General features: G+C 60.5%; 18 protein-coding genes. 3 read left to right on the top strand and 15 right to left on the bottom strand.

What is annotated here, in order from left to right:
• Positions 1-23: 23 nt before the first annotated feature.
• The 6 genes from IMCC21224_RS03710 to IMCC21224_RS03685 form a co-directional block, all read right to left on the bottom strand.
• The gene (locus IMCC21224_RS03710) at positions 24-1,433 is read right to left on the bottom strand and encodes an FAD-binding oxidoreductase (protein WP_047994200.1); all 1,410 of its coding nucleotides are present in this window, start codon (positions 1,431-1,433) and stop codon (positions 24-26) included.
• Positions 1,426-2,025: a flavin reductase family protein gene (locus tag IMCC21224_RS03705; RefSeq protein WP_047994199.1), complete on the bottom strand. Its 600-nt coding sequence runs from the start codon at positions 2,023-2,025 to the stop codon at positions 1,426-1,428. The genes IMCC21224_RS03710 and IMCC21224_RS03705 overlap by 8 nt, the downstream gene beginning before the upstream one ends.
• Positions 2,026-2,040: 15 nt before the next feature.
• A complete protein-coding gene (locus tag IMCC21224_RS03700; RefSeq protein WP_047994198.1) occupies positions 2,041-3,327 on the bottom strand; it encodes a TRAP transporter large permease in 1,287 nt (428 codons plus the stop codon).
• A gap of 13 nt (positions 3,328-3,340) precedes the next feature.
• Positions 3,341-3,862, bottom strand: a complete 522-nt coding sequence (locus IMCC21224_RS03695) for a TRAP transporter small permease (protein WP_047994197.1) — start codon at positions 3,860-3,862, stop codon at positions 3,341-3,343.
• Positions 3,859-4,896 (bottom strand): TRAP transporter substrate-binding protein DctP, encoded by a 1,038-nt coding sequence (dctP, locus tag IMCC21224_RS03690; protein ID WP_231582012.1) that lies wholly within the window; start codon positions 4,894-4,896, stop codon positions 3,859-3,861. Before dctP ends, IMCC21224_RS03695 begins: the two co-directional genes overlap by 4 nt.
• A 272-nt stretch (positions 4,897-5,168) precedes the next feature.
• Positions 5,169-6,092 carry a LysR family transcriptional regulator gene (locus IMCC21224_RS03685; RefSeq protein WP_047994195.1) on the bottom strand — a complete coding sequence of 308 codons (924 nt, stop codon included), beginning with the start codon at positions 6,090-6,092 and terminating at the stop codon, positions 5,169-5,171.
• 236 nt (positions 6,093-6,328) lie between these two features.
• On the opposite strand from IMCC21224_RS03685, the gene IMCC21224_RS03680 reads away from it, so the two are divergent.
• Complete coding sequence (locus IMCC21224_RS03680) at positions 6,329-7,204, top strand: TauD/TfdA family dioxygenase (RefSeq protein WP_047994194.1); 876 nt, start codon at positions 6,329-6,331, stop codon at positions 7,202-7,204.
• 22 nt (positions 7,205-7,226) lie between these two features.
• On the opposite strand, the gene IMCC21224_RS03675 is transcribed toward IMCC21224_RS03680, so the two are convergent.
• Complete coding sequence (locus IMCC21224_RS03675) at positions 7,227-8,165, bottom strand: LysR family transcriptional regulator (protein ID WP_156178103.1); 939 nt, start codon at positions 8,163-8,165, stop codon at positions 7,227-7,229.
• Positions 8,166-8,217: 52 nt separating this feature from the next.
• Between IMCC21224_RS03675 and IMCC21224_RS03670 the strand changes: the two genes are divergently transcribed.
• Complete coding sequence (locus tag IMCC21224_RS03670) at positions 8,218-9,171, top strand: LysR family transcriptional regulator (protein WP_047994192.1); 954 nt, start codon at positions 8,218-8,220, stop codon at positions 9,169-9,171.
• On the opposite strand, the gene IMCC21224_RS03665 is transcribed toward IMCC21224_RS03670, so the two are convergent.
• The 5 genes from IMCC21224_RS03665 to argH all read right to left on the bottom strand — a co-directional run bounded on the left by IMCC21224_RS03665 (position 9,128) and on the right by argH (position 13,554).
• Entirely contained in the window at positions 9,128-10,324 is a 1,197-nt protein-coding gene (locus IMCC21224_RS03665; protein ID WP_197089163.1) for a LeuA family protein, read from the bottom strand. The genes IMCC21224_RS03670 and IMCC21224_RS03665 overlap by 44 nt on opposite strands.
• Position 10,325: 1 nt before the next feature.
• Complete coding sequence (locus IMCC21224_RS03660; protein ID WP_082135118.1) at positions 10,326-11,564, bottom strand: alpha-hydroxy acid oxidase; 1,239 nt, start codon at positions 11,562-11,564, stop codon at positions 10,326-10,328.
• A 117-nt stretch (positions 11,565-11,681) separates the two neighbouring features.
• Entirely contained in the window at positions 11,682-11,996 is a 315-nt protein-coding gene (locus IMCC21224_RS03655) for a DUF2834 domain-containing protein (protein ID WP_082135117.1), read from the bottom strand.
• Positions 11,996-12,166, bottom strand: a complete 171-nt coding sequence (locus IMCC21224_RS28160; RefSeq protein ID WP_197089162.1) for a hypothetical protein — start codon at positions 12,164-12,166, stop codon at positions 11,996-11,998. The genes IMCC21224_RS03655 and IMCC21224_RS28160 overlap by 1 nt, the downstream gene beginning before the upstream one ends.
• On the bottom strand, positions 12,163-13,554 hold the full coding sequence (argH, locus tag IMCC21224_RS03650) for an argininosuccinate lyase (RefSeq protein ID WP_047994190.1): 1,392 nt from the start codon (positions 13,552-13,554) through the stop codon (positions 12,163-12,165). The genes IMCC21224_RS28160 and argH overlap by 4 nt, the downstream gene beginning before the upstream one ends.
• Positions 13,555-13,578: 24 nt before the next feature.
• On the opposite strand from argH, the gene IMCC21224_RS03645 reads away from it, so the two are divergent.
• A complete protein-coding gene (locus tag IMCC21224_RS03645) occupies positions 13,579-14,136 on the top strand; it encodes a TlpA disulfide reductase family protein (RefSeq protein WP_047994189.1) in 558 nt (185 codons plus the stop codon).
• 557 nt (positions 14,137-14,693) lie between these two features.
• Here IMCC21224_RS03645 and IMCC21224_RS03635 read toward each other — a convergent pair.
• From IMCC21224_RS03635 to hisC, 3 genes are read right to left on the bottom strand one after another with little or no spacing between them, the layout of a single operon-like run.
• Entirely contained in the window at positions 14,694-15,602 is a 909-nt protein-coding gene (locus tag IMCC21224_RS03635) for an extensin family protein (protein ID WP_047994187.1), read from the bottom strand.
• A complete protein-coding gene (locus IMCC21224_RS03630) occupies positions 15,602-16,537 on the bottom strand; it encodes a prephenate/arogenate dehydrogenase family protein (RefSeq protein ID WP_047994186.1) in 936 nt (311 codons plus the stop codon). The genes IMCC21224_RS03635 and IMCC21224_RS03630 overlap by 1 nt, the downstream gene beginning before the upstream one ends.
• On the bottom strand, positions 16,534-17,622 hold the full coding sequence (gene hisC / locus IMCC21224_RS03625) for a histidinol-phosphate transaminase (RefSeq protein WP_197089161.1): 1,089 nt from the start codon (positions 17,620-17,622) through the stop codon (positions 16,534-16,536). Before hisC ends, IMCC21224_RS03630 begins: the two co-directional genes overlap by 4 nt.
• Positions 17,623-17,659: the final 37 nt, after the last annotated feature.

Below are 17,659 nucleotides of genomic sequence, written 5' to 3'. Positions count from 1 at the left end.
AGATTTTGTAAACGACTGACCTATCAGAGCACTTTGCCCGGATTCAGTATACCCTGCGGATCAAGCGCGGTCTTGAGCTTTCGAAAAAGATCCAGCTCGACCGGCGATTTATAGCGTTGGAGCGAGTCGCGGTATCGCTGACCGATGCCATGCTCGGCAGCGAATGTGCCCCCCATCGAGACGGCAATATCGTGAACGAGGCGCGCCACCTCGCCCCCTAGGTTGCCGGCATTGCCAGCTTGGCCATGCGGGAAAATCGCCGTGAAATGGACATTTCCGTCCCCCAGATGCGACACACTATGGAGTGTTGCCTCTGGATAAGCCTGCGTCACCGCCGCGTCGGCAGCGGCGAGAAAATCGGGTACACGAACAATCGGCACGGCAGTGTCGTGGGTGAAATTCAGACCGTGCTGTTTGTTGGCCTCAGATACAGAGTGCCGGATGTGCCAGAACGCATTGGCCTGCGCCTCGGTCGCGGCGGGAACGGCATTGGTGATAAGGCCGGACGTCATCGCACCGCCCAAGACGTCCACCAGACGGCCGGACAATTCGCAAAAGGCCGCGTTGCCTTTGACCTCGATCATCAATGCCCAATCCGGCAGGGCCGCAAACGGCAGACGGACGCCGGGGATATGCTCGGCGATGATTCGCAGCTGGGACGCCGAGAACAGCTCGAACGCGTCCAGTTCCGCTCCGAAACTGGCGCGGCAAGTCAACAGCAGATCAACCGCCGCCTGCGGCGCGGGCAGCGCAACAAACGCCATGGCGCGTTGACGCTGGCGGGGGAACAGCTTTAGCGCGACACGGGTCACGATGCCAAGCGTACCCTCGGATCCGACAAAGATGGATTTCATGTCATAACCGGCGTTGTCCTTGCGCAGTGTTCGCAGGCCATTCCAGATTCGCCCGTCTGCCAGCACCGCCTCGATCCCCAGCACCAGATCACGGGTGTTGCCATAGCGCAGGACGGCAGTGCCACCGGCATTGGTCGACACATTTCCGCCGATCTGGCAACTGCCCTCAGACGACAGGGTCAGCGGAAACAGTCGGTCATGATCTTTGGCAGCCTGCTGGACCTGCGCCAATGTGCAACCAGCCTGAACGATGATCGCATCACTTACGGTGTCGACCTCTTCGATCTTGTTGAGCCGTGCAAGACACAGCACCACACCGCGCCCGCCGCACAACGGGATACCGCCAGCGGTCGAGCTGGTGTTGCCGCCCTGCGGGAAAACCGGGATCGCCGCTCCGGCGCAATAGCGCACGATGGCAGCCACCTCATCGACAGATCCGGGGCGACAAACGCAAAGTGCCGCGCCAGAGGTTCGGCCAACCCAGTCGGTATAATAGGGGGCAGTTGCATCGGGCGCGGTCAGTACATGCGCCGCGCCGATCAGCCGAGCCAGAGACACAGGCACCGACGCATCAGTCATCGGGACGGGTCAGTTCCCAAAGCGTGTCCGTCGTTGCGTAATCGCGATACCCCAGCCGGGCAATCGGACTGGCGGCGGCGGTATCAAAACGCCCATTCACAATATAAGCGTCGTTGATATGAGTTTGCACCACCTGACCAATGACAAAAAACCGATCAACCGGATCACCATTCATATCCCGTATCTGTTCGACCGAGACTGTCTTGCATTCCAGAGCGGCAGGGCTTTCGGCAACAAACGGGGCCGAGACCGCAATCGAGGTCCCGATCGTCAGCCCCGCCAGTTCAAATTCGTTCGCACCGTCAGGATGTGCCTCCGAAGTGGTGTTCATCGCCTCTTTCAGCGCGTCGGTCGCGAGGGAAAAGGTAAATTCGCCCTGCGACTGCGCGTTGGCCGCTGAGTGCTTCATCCCTTCGCTGGTGAACCCGATCATGTGCGGATTGGCCCCGAGCGGCATGAAAAACGAATAGGGTGCGAGGTTCGGGATACCGTCGGCATTCACGGTCCCGATCCAGCCAATCGGGCGCGGCGCGACGATTGCTTTGAACGGGTCGAATGTCAGGACATCGGGACGGGTGCTGCCGTAATGCATGATTGGCCTTTCAGATCAGTTCACGAGGAACAGGGATATTTGTGGGAACATCACAAAGAGGGCAAGAAGAATCAATTCCGTCACCACAAACGGTGCCACACCACGGAAACCGACCTTTGTCGGCTGTCCCGTGGCGGCTGACGCAATAAAGACATTCAACCCCACCGGCGGAGTCACCAGGCCGATTTCAGCGGTCTTAACGATAAGCACCCCAAACCAGATCGGATCGAATCCCAGCCCAGTGATGATCGAATAGCTGATCGGTACCGTCAGGACCAGAATGGCAAACTGATCCATCAACATCCCCAACAGCAGATAGACCAGCAAAATCGCGACCAGCACGGTATAGGGCGATAATTCCGCCTCAGCGATAAAGCCAAGCAGGCGATTTGTCGTCTGGGTGAAGGTCATGAAGTAGCCAAACATCAGCGCGCCGAAAATGATGGTGACAATCATCGTCGTGGTGCGCAGCGTGTTGCCAATGGCGCGAACCATGTCTGCCGGTTTCAAACGACCCAGGGCAAGGGCCAGTACAAAGGCACCGACTGCGCCAATTGCGCCAACTTCGGTTGGTGTGGCCAGCCCGGAATAGAGCGCACCCAGCACCAGTGCCACCAACAGCCCAATCGGCCAGACCCGGCCTTTTTGTTCAATAACTTCACCGGATTCGTCGACCAGTGCGGTCAGCATGTCAGGCGCGTAGTCGGGGCGACGCCACAGGATGAACAGGATCGTCGCCACATAACCCAGCGCCGTCACGATCCCCGGCCCGATCCCGGCGATAAACAGCTTGCCGATGCTTTCCTCGGTCAGGATGCCATAGACGACTAACGCGATGGACGGCGGGATCATGATCGCCAGAGTGCCGGAAATCGCAATGGTCCCGACGGCGAGTCCAGGATTGTAACCCAGCCGCTTCATCGTCGGGAACGCCGCACGAGAAATTGTTGCGACCGAGGCGGTAGAACTGCCCGAAGAGGCGGCCAGCACCGCCCCGGCAAGAACGCAGGCCACGGCCAGCCCCCCGCGCACCCGGCGCAGCAGCCGGTTGCAGGCGATCATCATGTCATCGGCGATGCCCCCTGCTGACAGAAACTCTGACATCAGAACAAAGGCGGGAATGGTCAGGATCGCGAAATTCGCAAAGGTGTGATGCACAACTTCGGTCATCAGGCCCAGCACGGTGGCCATGGGAGCGATATACAAAAGCGCGAGACTGCCAGCGATGCCCAGAGCATAGCCGACCGGGATTCCGACCAGCAGCAGGCCTATCAGAAAAAGCGTTCCGAAGAATATTGTCATAGGTTTTCAGGTCTCAATGTTCTGCCGAATCGGCGTGATCAACGTCACCGAACGCGTCAAAGACAAGGCGAATGGTCAGCACAGCAAGGGCGAGCGGGACCCAGATCCAGCTCCAGCCGACGGGCCAGTCGATGATGCCCATCATGTATTCGCTGTTAGCAAAGGCGTCCCAGGTTTTCTCGGCTGATTTCCAGCACAAAACCGCAATGTAGGGCGCGACCAGCAGGTTGCCGACCCGCAGCATCAGACGTCGGCGACCAGCGGGAACGAAGCTAAGCAACAGATTGATGCGGATGCGCCCACCAGTGCGATAACCCCAGGGCAGGCCCATCGCGATTCCGGCCACCATCAGATAGCTTTCAGTCAGGGTAAATTGCCACGGAATCGGTGCCAGAAAGATGTGACGCAAAACGGCATCGGCGCTGACCAGCAGCATGACAACCGCAAGCACCGCACCCGCGATGACCGCCATGAAATTCTCGACGATGCAAAGCGCACCGTCGAGAGGCTTGGTTTGGGGGACGGCCTGCGTCACGCAGACATTTCCGCCAGCGTCGATTTATAGAGGTCCAGCGCCTGGCGCGCCTTGACCCCGCGCGCTTCCAACCGCTCAACCCAGTCTTCCTGCACAAAGGCCAGCTTGTCGTTGATAAGGGCAAGCTGGTCCGCGGGAAAGTCGTATATCTCGACCCCGAGGCCCTCGAACTTTTTCGCCAGCTCTTCGGCTTCGGTGTCCATGACGTCAGCAACGTGATCCTCGGTCCATTGGCCCGCGTCCATCATTGCCTTTTGAATATCATCGGGGATGGTTTCCCACTTCTTCGCACTGATGCAGAAGATGTTCGAGAAATTGCCGAACGATCCGTTCCGGCTGGCTGCCTTGCACAACTCGGCCACGCCATACCCCTCGATCGTCAGATAGGACGAGATCGTCGCGCTGACCGTGCCGCGTTCCATTGCCACATAGATGTCACCAGCGGCCACTTCGGTCGGCGAAGCGCCAAGCTGCTGAACCGCGAGGTTGGTCGACCCCCCGGCCGAGCGGATGACCTTGCCCTTGAACCCTTCGAGGGTCTTTACCGCCTCATCGGTGGCGACGTATTGGTACGGCGGAAAGGCCATGTTCCAGATCGGCACCACATTGTTGGCCTCGTATTCGTTCATGTAGACCGGATCTTTGACCGCCTTGGAATAGGCCGCGATGATCTGATGCGCCGATGCTCCCAGGCCGGGCAGCATCGTCACACCGTTCAGCGGCATCTTGTCAGATGAATAGCCCACCGGGAGCGGGGCGGCGTCGCCGACGCCGCTTTGCACCGCACCAAGCAACTGTTTCAACGGCGCAAGCTGGCCCGCAGGAAAATAGTTATAGCTGATGGCATCGCCAACCGTTTCCTTGAGCTTTTCCATAAACGGCGCGACCCCGCCACGGGAAATCACATGTTTGTCGGGACTGCCCGACAGGATGGTCAGCTCGACCGCCGAAGCGGCCCGCAGGATCGCCGGCGTGGCAAGCACCGCACTGGCTGCAAGACTGCGCGTAAGCATGGTCCGTCTGTTGAGTGTCATGTCTTCCTCCTCCTTGATGGCACCGGGCGGGCTTTGCCGCTCCGGTATATTGCGGCCAGGCCCTGCGCGACCAAAGATCGAGCGCAGGATTGACCATTCGACGATTATTTCTGAACAGCGCAACCATTCCCGACCGCCGACAAGACGCGCCGCGGTCCGACATATGGCCTTGGCCCCAGACGCTCCCCCTCGCCTAGTTTTGTAAACTAAGTCGCTCGGGACCATTTCGGCAAACCGGAAAAACATAATAATGATTCTGAAAAACTGAACAATCACATTTGCAGTTGAAAATGATCCCGATACCGCAGAACCGTATCCCGAACCGTTCGAATGAACAGGCGCGACGCTGGCGAAAGCGGCTCTCCGCGTCGCTGTATCACCCCGATTTTGCGCGATACCTTGCGTCCGTGAAACGGCACCGCGACAAGCCGCGAGGCGGCAAGGAAATTAGGATCCACCACCGGCATGACTGTGGCCCCCAACCCCCCGGCCACCAGCGCGTAAAGCGTCGGATATTGCAGCGTCTCGTATCTGGGTTCGACGGTGAACCCAGCTTCGGCGGCCAATTCCTCGATCACGATCCGCGCCGTTGCACCGGGTCCTGGGCATAGTAGATCCAGCGTCTTCAGGTCACTGGGTTCAGCGTAGCCACGCCTGGCGACGGGGTGCTTTTCCGGCAGAATCAGCCGAAACAACTGGTCGAACATATGCTCGAACGACAGCGCCTGTGGCACGTCCCAATAGGGGCCGATCCCAAAATCAACCTTGCCGCTTTCGACGGCGGCCAGAACATCATCGCGCAGGCCTTCGCGCAGGGCGATTTTGACTTCGGGGTGCTCCAGACCCAGCGTATCCAGCACCTTGGGCATCAGACTGACTGCGATGGTTGGCGACACGGCCAGCACGACCTTACCGGCGAATTCGGCGGCATGACCGCGGAAATCACGGATCAGTCGTTCGGTTTCGTTCAACAAACGCCGACCCCGGATGAGAAACTGTTCGCCCGCATCGGTAAGCCGGATGCGCCGCGTCGTGCGAACAATCAGGCGGGCCTGCAAGATATCCTCGAGCTGGCTGATCTGGGCAGTCACGGCAGACGGCGACCGTCCGATCGCCTCGGCCGCCCGTTTGAAGCTGCCCATTTCCGCGACCGCGACGAATGTGGCGATCAATCCCATAATCTGGCGATCCTGCATCACGGTCCTCCCCTGCCTGTTGAGACAGCAATTCTGCGCAAAGGCAAGGGGCTGGCTGTTCCCCCCCCTCAGGCCCGACACGCTAGCAGTAAACTGGTCGCTTGGTGTTTCAAAAAATGAAATACCATTGTTCGCACAAGACCACTGTCGCCTCGGGGGGATGGCCCCCTACTCTCAGCCCGAATCCAACGGGCCGCTTGCCCGGCACCATTTCCGATAAGGAGGAACAGGAAGCCATGAAAATCATTCCCAACGACGACGGCCTTGGCGCCCGGATCAAAGAGATTGATCTGTCCCAGACCCTGACCGAAGACCAGGTTGGCGAGGTGCGGATGGCTCTGAGCAAGCATGGAGTCATCTGTTTTCCCGATCAGAAAATCGACGCGGCGGACCTCAAGGCGTTTTCCGGTCGTTTCGGGACGCTGGAAATCAACGTGACCGGAAACTATCAGGAACCCGGACATCCCGAAGTGATGATCCTGTCCAACAAGGTGGTGGACGGCAAACCGCTCGGCCTTTCGGATGCCGGGCAGGACTGGCACACGGATATGTCCTATTCCAAGGAAATGGCCTTTGCCAACGTGCTGTATGGCATCGAGATTCCGCGCGTGAATGGCACACCGCTGGGCTGCACCGAATTCGGCAACATGCGCGCCGCCTATCTGGATCTGCCGGACGATCTGAAGCAGAAACTGGACGGTCGGACAGCAACCCATGATTTCAACAAGTTCTGGGAAAACATGCGGCGCGAAAAAGGGTCGTCGCGTCCGCCGCTGACCCCGGAACAGAAGGCGAAAAAGCCCCCGGTGTCGCAGCCGATTTTCCTGACGCATCCCATCACCGGCGACAAGGTGCTCTACGCGAACCCCGGCTATACGGTGCAGATTGACGGCATGGACAAGACCGAGAGCGACGAGATCCTCAGCTTTCTATTTCGGCATCAGTTGCAGCCGAAATACTGCTACAAACACCTCTGGTCCGAAAATGACGTGCTGATGTGGGACAATTTCGGCACCATTCACAACGCCGTCGCTGATTATGGCCCGGACACGCCGCGATTGATAAAACGGTGTCAGGTGATGGCGGACAAGGTCCTTGCAAAGGTCGCCTGATCCATATGTCCGGATTGCGCGATCAATCCAGAAACCAGCCGGATCGCGCGCGCAGCCAGCCCTTGAGAAAATCAAGGAAGGCGCGCTCGCGTTCCGGCCTGAAATGCCGTTCGGCATAGACGGCATAGATTGCCATTTCTTCGGCGCGGTGGTCGGGCAAAATCCGGATCAGCGCGCCGGTGCGCAGTGCCTCGGCGATCATGTAGGTGGGATGGATGGACACCCCTTCGCCCGCGATGGCTGCGCCCAAAAGGACCTCACCCAGGTTCGAGGACAAGGCCCCGCGAACCCGGACCGACAGTTCTTCGTCGAATGTCCAGACGCCAGCGGGCGATTTGATACGATGCAACAGGCAGTTATGGTCAGCCAGCTCTGCAACCGTGCGCGGCGTGCCGTGACGATCAAGATACGCGGGTGCCGCAACCAGCACCTGCGGCACCCGCACCAAAAGCCGGGCAACATGGGCCATATCCGGCAGGATCGGTGCGATGCGGATCGAAAAATTCAACGCCTCGCGCACGATGTTGAGCGATCCGTCATCCGCAGTAATTTCGAAATTGACACCGGGGTACTGCGCACGAAAGTCGCTGATCGCGGATTGCAAGTGCAGCGATGCGAACGACGGTGGCGCGCCGATCCGAATTTCACCGGTCATGCCGGCCTGTTCCTGTTCGATCATGTCGTGAAGCCGCTGAACCTGCGACAGGATATCAGCAGCCTCGCGGGCAAACAGTGCACCTGCGGCCGTCAAACTCACATCGTGGGTCGAGCGCACCAGCAACCGGGTGCCCAGGCGGGCCTCAAGCCCTGCAACGATCCGCGTCACCGTGGACCGCGACGTATCGAGTTGGCGCGCCGCATGGGTAAAGCTTTCGCTTTGCGCCACGGCCACAAATGTTTCCATCTCTCGCAAATGATCCATGTTTGCCGTACCGCCCCCTGTGGTGGCCAGAGTATTCACCGGAACACCTGTCAAGTGAACCCTGCCCACACCTCAATGAAAGGGCCGCCAGATGTCGCTGTCTGAACGTCATCTCAGGGCCTTTGTCGCGGTGGCGCGCTATGGCTCTGTCACGCGCGCCGCGTCAGCCCTTAACATGACCCAGCCCGGCGTGACGCAGGCCATCAAGACGCTGGAGCAGATCGTCAGCGTGGTCCTGTTCGACCGCAGCCCAAAAGGAGTCAGCCTGACACGGGCCGGGCGCGATTTCCTGAAAACCGCCGAACGCCTGGCCGAGGAACTGGAACGCGCGGTGACCAATCTGCAATCGGCAGCAACGATGGATCATGGGCATGTGACCGTGGCCGGAGTGCCGTCGATCACCTCGGGGTTTCTGCCGATGATGGTGGCGGAATTTCAGTCCGCCCATCCCGGCATCAAGGTGCTGATTTACGATGGCATGGCGTCGACCATCGCCGACATGGTGCGGGATGGAACCTGCGATCTGGGCCTGACCAGCCTTGCGCCGGGGGAACACGATCTGGCGACCGATCCAATGGCCGAAGATGATCTGATCATGTTGTGCCCGCGCGGGCACCCCCTGTCCCTCTCGTCGGCCGTTGATTGGGCCGCATTGGCGCAATATCCCTTTATCGCGGTCACCCGGCAATCGCCGGTACGGCGGTTGATCGAAGACGGATTTGTCCGTGCCGGGCAGGTCATGAGCGCGGAATACGAAGTCGGCCACATCACCACCATCGGCGCGATGGTCGCCGAAGGGCTGGGCCTGTCGGTGATCCCGCGACTGTCACTTTCGCTGGTACAATCGCGCGACCTGATCGGGCGACCACTGACGCCACGGGCGTTCCGCGCGCTTGATCTCGTCCGGTTGCCTGCGCGCGCGCTATCCCCCGCGGCGCAGGCCTTTCGCGACCATCTGGTGGCCAACCGGGATCGGCTAACGCCGCACCGCCCGGTCAAAGTCAACCAGCGGCCAGTGCAATTTCCCGGAATTCGTCGTCCGTGACCGGGCCGTGACGGCTGACCGACGTTTCCTTGACCTTCTGAAGGATCGCGGGAAACTGATCTTCGCTGACCGTCAGGCCCAGCGTGTCGACCTTGTGGGCGATGGATGCCAGGCCGCTTTTCTTACCGACCACGATTGAACGCTGCTGCCCGACAAGGGACGGATCATATGCCTCGGCGGTGTAGGGGTTTTTCAGCAATCCGGCGATCACCATCCCGGCCTCATGGCGAAACGAATTCTGACCGACGACGGGTTTGTTCACCGACAATTTGACCCGCGTCAGATCTTCGATCAGCTTCGATGTTTCAGTGAATCGCTTTAGATCCAAGCCGGTGGAATAGCCATACAGCACCTCAAGCGCCATCGCGACCTCTTCGTTGGCAACATTGCCCGAACGCTCTCCGATCCCGTTGATCGTTCCCGAGACGTAATCCGCCCCGGCCTCGAGGCCCGCCAAAGTGTTTGCACAAGCCAGGCCAAAATCGTTGTGGCAATGAATTTCGAGCGGCATGGTCGGCGCATGTTCGCGGATTTCGCTGACGACGCGCGTGATTGCGCCGGGCAGCGCACAGCCAGTTGTGTCAACGATTCGCAGACGGTCAATGGTGCCTTCGGCCTCCATCTCGCGCACAAAGCGCCGCAGAAACGGCAGATCGGCGCGGGTGGTGTCATAGGGGCTGAACACAACGTAAAGCCCCTTGTCCTTGGCGTAATGGGTCAGCTCTTTGGCGCGGGCCAGATAGGCGTCATCGGCTATCCCCTTGAGCTTGTATTTCCTCTCAATCGGGCTGACCGGAAAACTGAGCCGGACACCCCAGCATCCCAATGCCTTGGCATCGTCAATATCCTTTTCCATGCCACGGCAGAGGACGCTGATATGCGGACGCAGACCCATCCCGGCCAGTTCTTCGATGGCGGCGCGATCTTCGTCGCTGCTGGCAACGGTGCCCGCCTCGATCTCATGCACGCCCAGCGCGTCCAATGCCTTGGCGATCGTGATCTTTTCGGACCGGTTCAGTACCAGACCGGCCTGTTGTTCGCCATCGCGCAGGGTGCAGTCAGCGAACAGGATTTTCCGGTCAGGCGTGATGCTGTGGTTCGCTTCGGCGTTGAACGGGCTGGGCCAGCGGCCGTTTTCGGGTGTGTCGGTCATGTCAGTCTCCATTATCTATCCCTCGCGCTGGGGCGAGGATGTCTGGCCCGATGTCAGCAACACGGGTCACGCCGCAAAACTGCATCGTCCGCTTCACTTCGCTGCGCAGAATGTCGAGCGCACGGGCCACGCCCACCGACCCGCCCGCCGCCAGGCCGAACAACGTCGCTCGGCCCAAAAGCACACCGGACGCGCCAAGCGCGATCGCCTTGACGATATCGCTGCCGCGCCGGATGCCACCGTCAATCAGGACCGGCACCCGACCCCGCGCAGCCGCAACGACACCAGGCAAGGCATCCAGTGTCGCGATTCCAGCGTCCAACTGGCGACCGCCATGGTTGGACACCACGATGGCGTCCACCCCGAGATCAATCAACCGTTCCGCATCATCAGGCCGCACCACGCCTTTGACGATCAGCTTGCGCGGCCAACGGTCACGGATGCGGGCAAGATCGTCCCAGTTGAACGCCGCGTCATAGTTTCGCCCAACCGAAGAGGCGACGGTCGCAGTATCATTTGACGCCGCAAACCCCTGCAAATTCGCCAGCTGGGGTGTGCCGTGCCGCAGGATCGACAGCGACCAGCGTGGATGAATCACAAAATCCCAGACAATGCGCGGGGTAAAGCGGAACGGCATGGTGAAATCGTTTTTGTGATCCCTCTCACGATTACCGCCAACGGGGAAATCCACCGTAATCACCAGAGCATCATACCCTGCGGCAAGGGCGCGCGCGATGAGCGCGTCACTGAAATCACGTTGCTTGAAGATGTAGCATTGGAACCAGAGTGATCCGTCAACCGAGGCTCTGAGGGCCTCGATGGAAATGTTTGCGCTGGTCGACAGGGCGAACGGTACGCCTGCGCTGGCAGCCGCCCGGGCCAGCGCCAGATCTCCATCGGGCCACAGAAACCCCGCAGCTCCGGTCGGCCCGATCATGAACGGCTGCGCCCACTCAGAATCGAGGATGCGCGTCGTCAGGTCAACCTCGGTCACATCTGTCAGAATGTGCGGCGCAAACCTGGGTTCGGCCCATGCCTGCCGGTTGCGCTGCAATGTAACTTCATCTTCGGCACCGCCGTCGATAAAATCGGCAATCGCCCGTGGCAGACGACGCAATGCCGCCCTTTGCAGATCAGCAATGTTGTGGGCGCGGCTGATCCGTCTGCTCACAGTATACCCGCCAGCCTGCGGCTGGGCGGCGATGCCCCGAATCTCTGCGTCGTTCTGAGTGTCTTTCATACCGGACCCTGAATGGTTCACCCGACCTTAGACGATGACGGCCGACCCGGAAAATTCAGAGTACTTATATGGGCATAACGAGATCGAATTACGTTCAGTTCGCCCCGCGGACACGGTTCAGCCGATGGGGCGCGAACGGAAATAAAGATAGAGCGGCAAGCCACAGCCAACGCCGATGCAAAATGTCACCGGAATCGCGATCAATGCCGGCCAATTGCGCCGCACGGACACTTCGGCAATCGCCCAAAGCGTCAGGACAATGGCGGCGATGATCCGATCCCAGGCAAGTCCCGTCGCCGAGGCATTGACATACCAGGCCTCGATCAGCGCGTTCATACTCCCGCCATTATGGGCGAGAAAGCTGATGAACCAGTACATCGGATGCACCGCGCCCCAAAGCGCCAGCGCCAGCCAAATGTACCGCAAAGGCATCAGAATCCGACACCCACCGAGAATGGCCCCTGACGCACACCAACCCCGCCGCCGACACGCACCCCGCCCGAACCGACAGTCACATTTCCGGAATATTGCGGCTGGACCGGCTCACCATCCGCGCCGCATGCAGCCAAGGTCAGCAGAGCTAATATGGCCAGACATCTCATCCCAGACTCTCCTGCCAGCGGGCCACCTGTTCGCGCACGCGCACCGGGGCTGTACCGCCATAACTGGTGCGGCTGGCGACGGAATTTTGTACACCCAGCACCTCGAACACTGCGTCAGTGATCCCCGCATGTACAGCCTGCATATCGCTCAGCGTCAGTTCCGGCAGATCGCAGCCCTGCTTTTCCGCCAACGCGACCAATGCGCCAGTCACATGATGCGCCTGACGGAATGGCAGATCAAGCACGCGCACCAGCCAGTCGGCCAGATCCGTCGCGGTCGAGAAACCGCTGGCGGCAGCCACCTCGAGGCTATCGCGGTTGGCGGACATATCGCGGACCATCCCCTCCATCGCGGCCAGCGCCAGCATCAGGTTGTCGGCGGCATCAAAGACCTGTTCCTTGTCTTCTTGCATGTCCTTGGAATAGGCCAGTGGCAGCCCCTTCATCACCATCATCAGCGCCACGTTGGCACCAAAGATACGCCCGATCTTGGCGCGGATCAGTTCAGCGGCGTCGGGGTTCTTTTTCTGCGGCATGATCGACGACCCGGTCGAGAACCGATCAGACAGCGTGACAAAGCGGAATTGCGCCGAGGACCAGATCACCAGTTCTTCGGCAAAGCGCGACAGGTGCATGGCGCAGATCGAGGCGCAGGACAGGAACTCCAGCGCGAAATCACGATCCGACACTGCATCAAGGGAATTCGCCATCGGACGGTCAAAGCCCAGCGCCTCGGCTGTCATCTGCCGGTCGATGGGGAACGACGTACCGGCAAGGGCCGCCGCCCCCAAGGGCGATTCATTCATCCGCTTGCGGGCATCGCGGACCCGGCTCAGATCGCGGCCAAACATTTCGACATAGGCCATCATGTGGTGGCCCCAGGTCACCGGTTGTGCGGTTTGCAAATGGGTGAAGCCGGGCATAACCCAATCCGCGCCAGCTTCGGCCTGACCCAGCAGCGCCCGGATCAGTGCCTTCAGCCCCTGTTCGGCCGCGTCCAACTGATCACGGACCCAGAGGCGAAAATCGGTCGCCACCTGATCGTTGCGCGACCGCGCAGTATGCAACCGCCCTGCGGGATCGCCGATCAGCGCAGTCAATCGCGCCTCCACATTCATGTGGATATCTTCGAGCGCGGTGGAAAATTCAAAGGTTCCGCCCTCGATCTCTGACAAGACCGTGAGCAGGCCTTTCCGGATCGCGTCGACATCGCTAGCCTGCACGATGCCCGTGGATGCCAGCATGGCGGCATGGGCCCTTGATCCGGCGATATCCTGTGCCGCCATCCGCTGATCGAATCCGATCGAGGCGTTGATCGCCTCCATGATCGCATCCGGGCCAGCGGCAAAGCGGCCGCCCCACATCTGGTTCGAGGTTGTGTCAGACATTTTAAACGGCCCTTCGGAGGCAAAATGAAACGGTTTCTTCTCGCGCTCATCTATACCGGCGCTGTCATGCTTGCAAACCCGGCCTCTGCCGACATCAGTGCCGCCGCCGCCCTGCGCGACGGGGACATGAAAAAGCTGAACTTCCATTCGGAACCGAAACCGGCCGGAACCGCCGAATTCCAAACCTTTGACGGCGCGCCGCTGACCCTGGCGGATTATGCCGGTAAATATGTGCTGGTGAATTTTTGGGCGACCTGGTGCGCACCCTGCCGCGAGGAGATGCCCCAACTCGCCGAATTGCAGGATCTGCTGGGCGGCGACCGTTTTGAGGTGGTGACCATTGCAACAGGCCGCAACCCGCCCCCGGCGATGAAGGCATTCTTTGCCGAGATTGGCGTGACCAGCCTGCCGCTGAACCGCGATCCAAAATCGCTGTTGTCGCGGGAAATGGGTGTGCTCGGCCTGCCGATTACAGTGATCCTGAACCCCGAAGGTCAGGAAATCGCCCGTTTGCAAGGCGACGCAGACTGGGCGTCGGACAGTGCTCAGGCGGTGCTATCAAGCCTGCTCGAGACCATGTGACACGCAGCCCGCGTCACACCGTCCTGAGTTGACTGCGCCGGATAATCATACGAACAGGCCGCTGCGTCGGTGTATCGTTGGTTTTGATCTTGACGGGACGTTGCACGCCCGCCGGATCCTGGGGCCGGTCGGGCAATGCGCCCGCCCCCGGCCCCACGGTCCATTTTCCGGGAATTGGCTGAACGGAATTTGTGCCGTCGCAGCTGCCTTCAATCGCGGGGTCGATATTCCGCGCAGAACAAGATGACACCGGGCTCCTGTCCGCCACGCTCTGATTTTGGAACCACGTTTGCCCCGCTTGTAGCGACAGGGTGAATATGGCGATCAGAGCAGTCAGGCAGGTTGCGTGCATCAAGTCTTCTCCGGTAAGTGGGCCCCCGCCCATATGCCGGACATTGCGATGACAGGCGGTCACCCGCAAGCGCATCGCCACATTTTCGCCATAATGTTGCCTGAATTGCGCCTAATTTCGCGATCCCCGCACAAGTGTTTCCAGATACCCGATGCCGGGCAGAATCACGTCTGGCCGATCGTTAACCCAGCCAGCAGTCGCGCGATCACCGGCAGTAGGCACCGCTGCGGTAACGCGCTGTATCAAAATGGAAATGGTCCTGATGGAACCGATCTGACTGTGGCCCGAGAACGGTGCCGAACGGCCCGCAGGCCGCCTTGTGCATCTTGCGCAGAACTGCGCCATCGCGTTTCGACCCCCAGCCGCCCAGCACGGTGATTTCAGATCCGTCGCGCAGCGTCACACCCGAAATGTCGATGGCCCGCCCGCGACCGTGTTCCGAAATCTTGGCACCGCTCTGGTTGTTGCGCGGACGGCAGGCGTAGTGCGCCGCCACCCGCAACCCAAGGACACCACCACCCCGGCTGCCAACCGCAGGTTTCAGCCCCTTGTTCACCCAGGTCTTGAGGGCCTTGGCCGTAGTGCAATCGATCTGCGCATGCTGGCTAAGCGGCACACCCGAGACCGAGCGCAGGCTGATCGCGTCCTTGATACCGCAGCCATTGATCCGGCCCGGAACATAGCCAACGGCTTCGCCCTGTAGGTCGGGGTCACCGCAAACCGCGCCTTTTTGGCGCGCGCGCCGTTTGGCCATGACCTTTTCCACCATCGACTTGGGCCGCAACGACGGGCGCAGAGCGCTACCGATGGCCTGTGGCGACAGGGTGGCAAAGGCCAGCCGCTCGGCCTCGGTTTCGGATTGCGGCACCGCCACGTAGGCGGGCAAATTTTGTAACGCCAGCGCCTGAGCGAGGTTATCTGCCAGCACACCTTTGGTCTGGATCGGACGCAAATGAGGGCGGATTTTCGCCAGTGAGGGGGTGGCAAGCACGTTGTCCGCTTCAACCGGCGCCGCGCCACCCCGCAGGATCGGTCGTATCGACACCTCTGGTGCCTTTGAGAAAACCGGGCCTGTCAGCGACACAACCACTAGAAACCACAAGTAAAACCGCATCAGCGCTCCAATTTGGTGCGCCCGAAGTCGGGGGCATCCGTGTCCTGTCCCGCGTCGATGATACCACGCCGGATCGCCCGCGTCCGCGTAAAATAGTCATGCAGGTGATCGCCGTCGCCAGTGCGGATGGCGCGTTGCAGGGCAAATAATTCCTCGGTGAACCTTCCCAGAATCTCGAGCGTTGCCTCTTTGTTGTTTAGAAACACATCGCGCCACATCGTCGGGTCCGACGCGGCGATCCGGGTGAAATCCCGGAACCCGGCGGCGGAATATTTGATCACTTCGCTGTCGGTCACACGGCCCAGATCGTCGGCGACACCCACCATCGTATAGGCAATCAGGTGCGGCGTGTGACTGGTCACTGCCAGAACAAGGTCATGATGTTCGGCATCCATCACGTCGACATTCGCGCCCAACCGTTCCCAGTAAAGCCGCAACCGATCCAGTGCAGCCGGATCCGTCCCTTCGACCGGGACAAGCAGACTCCAGCGGTTGTCAAAGAGAGTCGCAAAGCCCGATTCCGGTCCCGAATGTTCCGTCCCGGCCAGCGGATGACCGGGCACAAAATGGACACCCTGCGGCAGATGCGGCGCGACCGCCTCGATCACGGTTTTCTTGACCGATCCGACATCGGTGACGGTGCAGCCGGGTTTGAGATGCGGCCCGATCTGTTGCGCGACAGCCCCCATCGCGCCAACCGGCACGGCGAGCACCACCAGATCGGCATCGGCCACTGCCGCAATCGCGGTGTCGCACACAACATCACATAGCCCGATGCGCCGGGCGGTGTCGCGGGTTGCCTCTGACCTTGCATAGCCCGACACGCTACCGGCAACGCCGCGCCGTTTCATCGCCCAGAACATAGAAGAGGCGATCAGGCCAAGGCCAATCAGCGCGACCTTGCCATAGACCTGTTGCGTGGTTTCCAGGATCATCGCTGACCCGCCTTGAACAATCCCACGGCATGGGCAACGCGACGGCACGACGCCTCGTCCCCCACGGTGATACGCAGCGCTTGCGGCAGCTTGTAGCCTGCCACCCGCCGCACGATCAGCCCCTGACTTTGCAGGAAAGTATCGCAATCCTCGGCCTCTTTGACGGACCCGAACCGGGCCAGCACAAAATTCGCGGTCGAGGTGTCGGACGGCACGCCGTGTTCGGCCAGCGCCTCGCAGAGCCAGGCGCGCATTTTGGTATTCTCGGCCCGGCATTTTTCGACATAGGCCTGATCGCGGATTGCCGCTTCGGCGGCCGCCAGCGCGGTGCTGGACAGGTTGAACGGGCCGCGAATACGGTTCAGCACGTCGATGACCGCCTGCGGCGCATAGCCCCACCCGACACGCATTCCGCCCAGGCCATATAGCTTGGAAAACGTACGGGTCATCACCACGTTGTCGCGCGACTCAACCAACCGCGCCCCGCCATCATACCCTTCGACATAATCGGCATAGGCCCCGTCAAGCACCAGCAATGCCTCCGGCGGAATGCCCGCGGCCAGCCGCTCGATCTCGGCCATGCCGATCATTGTGCCGGTGGGGTTGTTCGGGTTGGCGATGAACACCAGTTTTGTCCGCTCAGTGCAGCCTGCCAGAATCGCGTCAACATCGGTGACACGTTCCTGTTCCGCAACCTCTATAGGGCGCGCCCCAGTCGCCAGCGTGCAAATCCGGTAGATCGCAAAACCATGTTCGGTGTGGATCACCTCATCCCCCGGCCCGGCATAACACTGGCAGATCAGGTGCAGGATTTCGTCGCTGCCGACGCCGCAGATGATGCGCCCCGCGTCCAGCCCGTGAACCTCGGCGATCGCCGTGCGCAGCGCCGCGTGATCGGTCGACGGATAGCGGTGCAATTCGTGAACCGACCGCTGCACCGCCTCTTTCGCGGCAGGGCTGGGACCAAACGGGTTCTCGTTCGAGCTAAGCTTGACGACGTTCGACACGCCACCCACCACGGCCTTGCCGCCCTCATAGGGTGTAATGTCGAGTATGCCGGGCTGCGGTTGAATGGTCGTCATCATGGGTCTCCTTGTCCGCCGTGCTTAGCGGGCAGGTGCG

This window comes from Puniceibacterium sp. IMCC21224 (genome assembly GCF_001038505.1).
Lineage (GTDB): Bacteria > Pseudomonadota > Alphaproteobacteria > Rhodobacterales > Rhodobacteraceae > Puniceibacterium.
This window is presented reverse-complemented; position numbering and strand designations above follow the sequence as displayed.

Excerpts from the sequence above, each read along its gene's own strand:
- IMCC21224_RS03710 (WP_047994200.1), bottom strand. The coding sequence starts at position 1,433 with ATGACTGATGCGTCGGTGCCTGTGTCTCTGGCTCGGCTGATCGGCGCG.
- IMCC21224_RS03705 (WP_047994199.1), bottom strand. The coding sequence starts at position 2,025 with ATGCATTACGGCAGCACCCGTCCCGATGTCCTGACATTCGACCCGTTC.
- IMCC21224_RS03700 (WP_047994198.1), bottom strand. The coding sequence starts at position 3,327 with ATGACAATATTCTTCGGAACGCTTTTTCTGATAGGCCTGCTGCTGGTC.
- dctP (WP_231582012.1), bottom strand. The coding sequence starts at position 4,896 with ATGACACTCAACAGACGGACCATGCTTACGCGCAGTCTTGCAGCCAGT.
- IMCC21224_RS03685 (WP_047994195.1), bottom strand. The coding sequence starts at position 6,092 with ATGCAGGATCGCCAGATTATGGGATTGATCGCCACATTCGTCGCGGTC.
- IMCC21224_RS03680 (WP_047994194.1), top strand. The coding sequence starts at position 6,329 with ATGAAAATCATTCCCAACGACGACGGCCTTGGCGCCCGGATCAAAGAG.
- IMCC21224_RS03670 (WP_047994192.1), top strand. The coding sequence starts at position 8,218 with ATGTCGCTGTCTGAACGTCATCTCAGGGCCTTTGTCGCGGTGGCGCGC.
- IMCC21224_RS03665 (WP_197089163.1), bottom strand. The coding sequence starts at position 10,324 with ATGACCGACACACCCGAAAACGGCCGCTGGCCCAGCCCGTTCAACGCC.
- IMCC21224_RS03660 (WP_082135118.1), bottom strand. The coding sequence starts at position 11,564 with ATGAAAGACACTCAGAACGACGCAGAGATTCGGGGCATCGCCGCCCAG.
- IMCC21224_RS03655 (WP_082135117.1), bottom strand. The coding sequence starts at position 11,996 with ATGCCTTTGCGGTACATTTGGCTGGCGCTGGCGCTTTGGGGCGCGGTG.
- IMCC21224_RS28160 (WP_197089162.1), bottom strand. The coding sequence starts at position 12,166 with ATGAGATGTCTGGCCATATTAGCTCTGCTGACCTTGGCTGCATGCGGC.
- argH (WP_047994190.1), bottom strand. The coding sequence starts at position 13,554 with ATGTCTGACACAACCTCGAACCAGATGTGGGGCGGCCGCTTTGCCGCT.
- IMCC21224_RS03645 (WP_047994189.1), top strand. The coding sequence starts at position 13,579 with ATGAAACGGTTTCTTCTCGCGCTCATCTATACCGGCGCTGTCATGCTT.
- IMCC21224_RS03635 (WP_047994187.1), bottom strand. The coding sequence starts at position 15,602 with ATGCGGTTTTACTTGTGGTTTCTAGTGGTTGTGTCGCTGACAGGCCCG.
- IMCC21224_RS03630 (WP_047994186.1), bottom strand. The coding sequence starts at position 16,537 with ATGATCCTGGAAACCACGCAACAGGTCTATGGCAAGGTCGCGCTGATT.
- hisC (WP_197089161.1), bottom strand. The coding sequence starts at position 17,622 with ATGATGACGACCATTCAACCGCAGCCCGGCATACTCGACATTACACCC.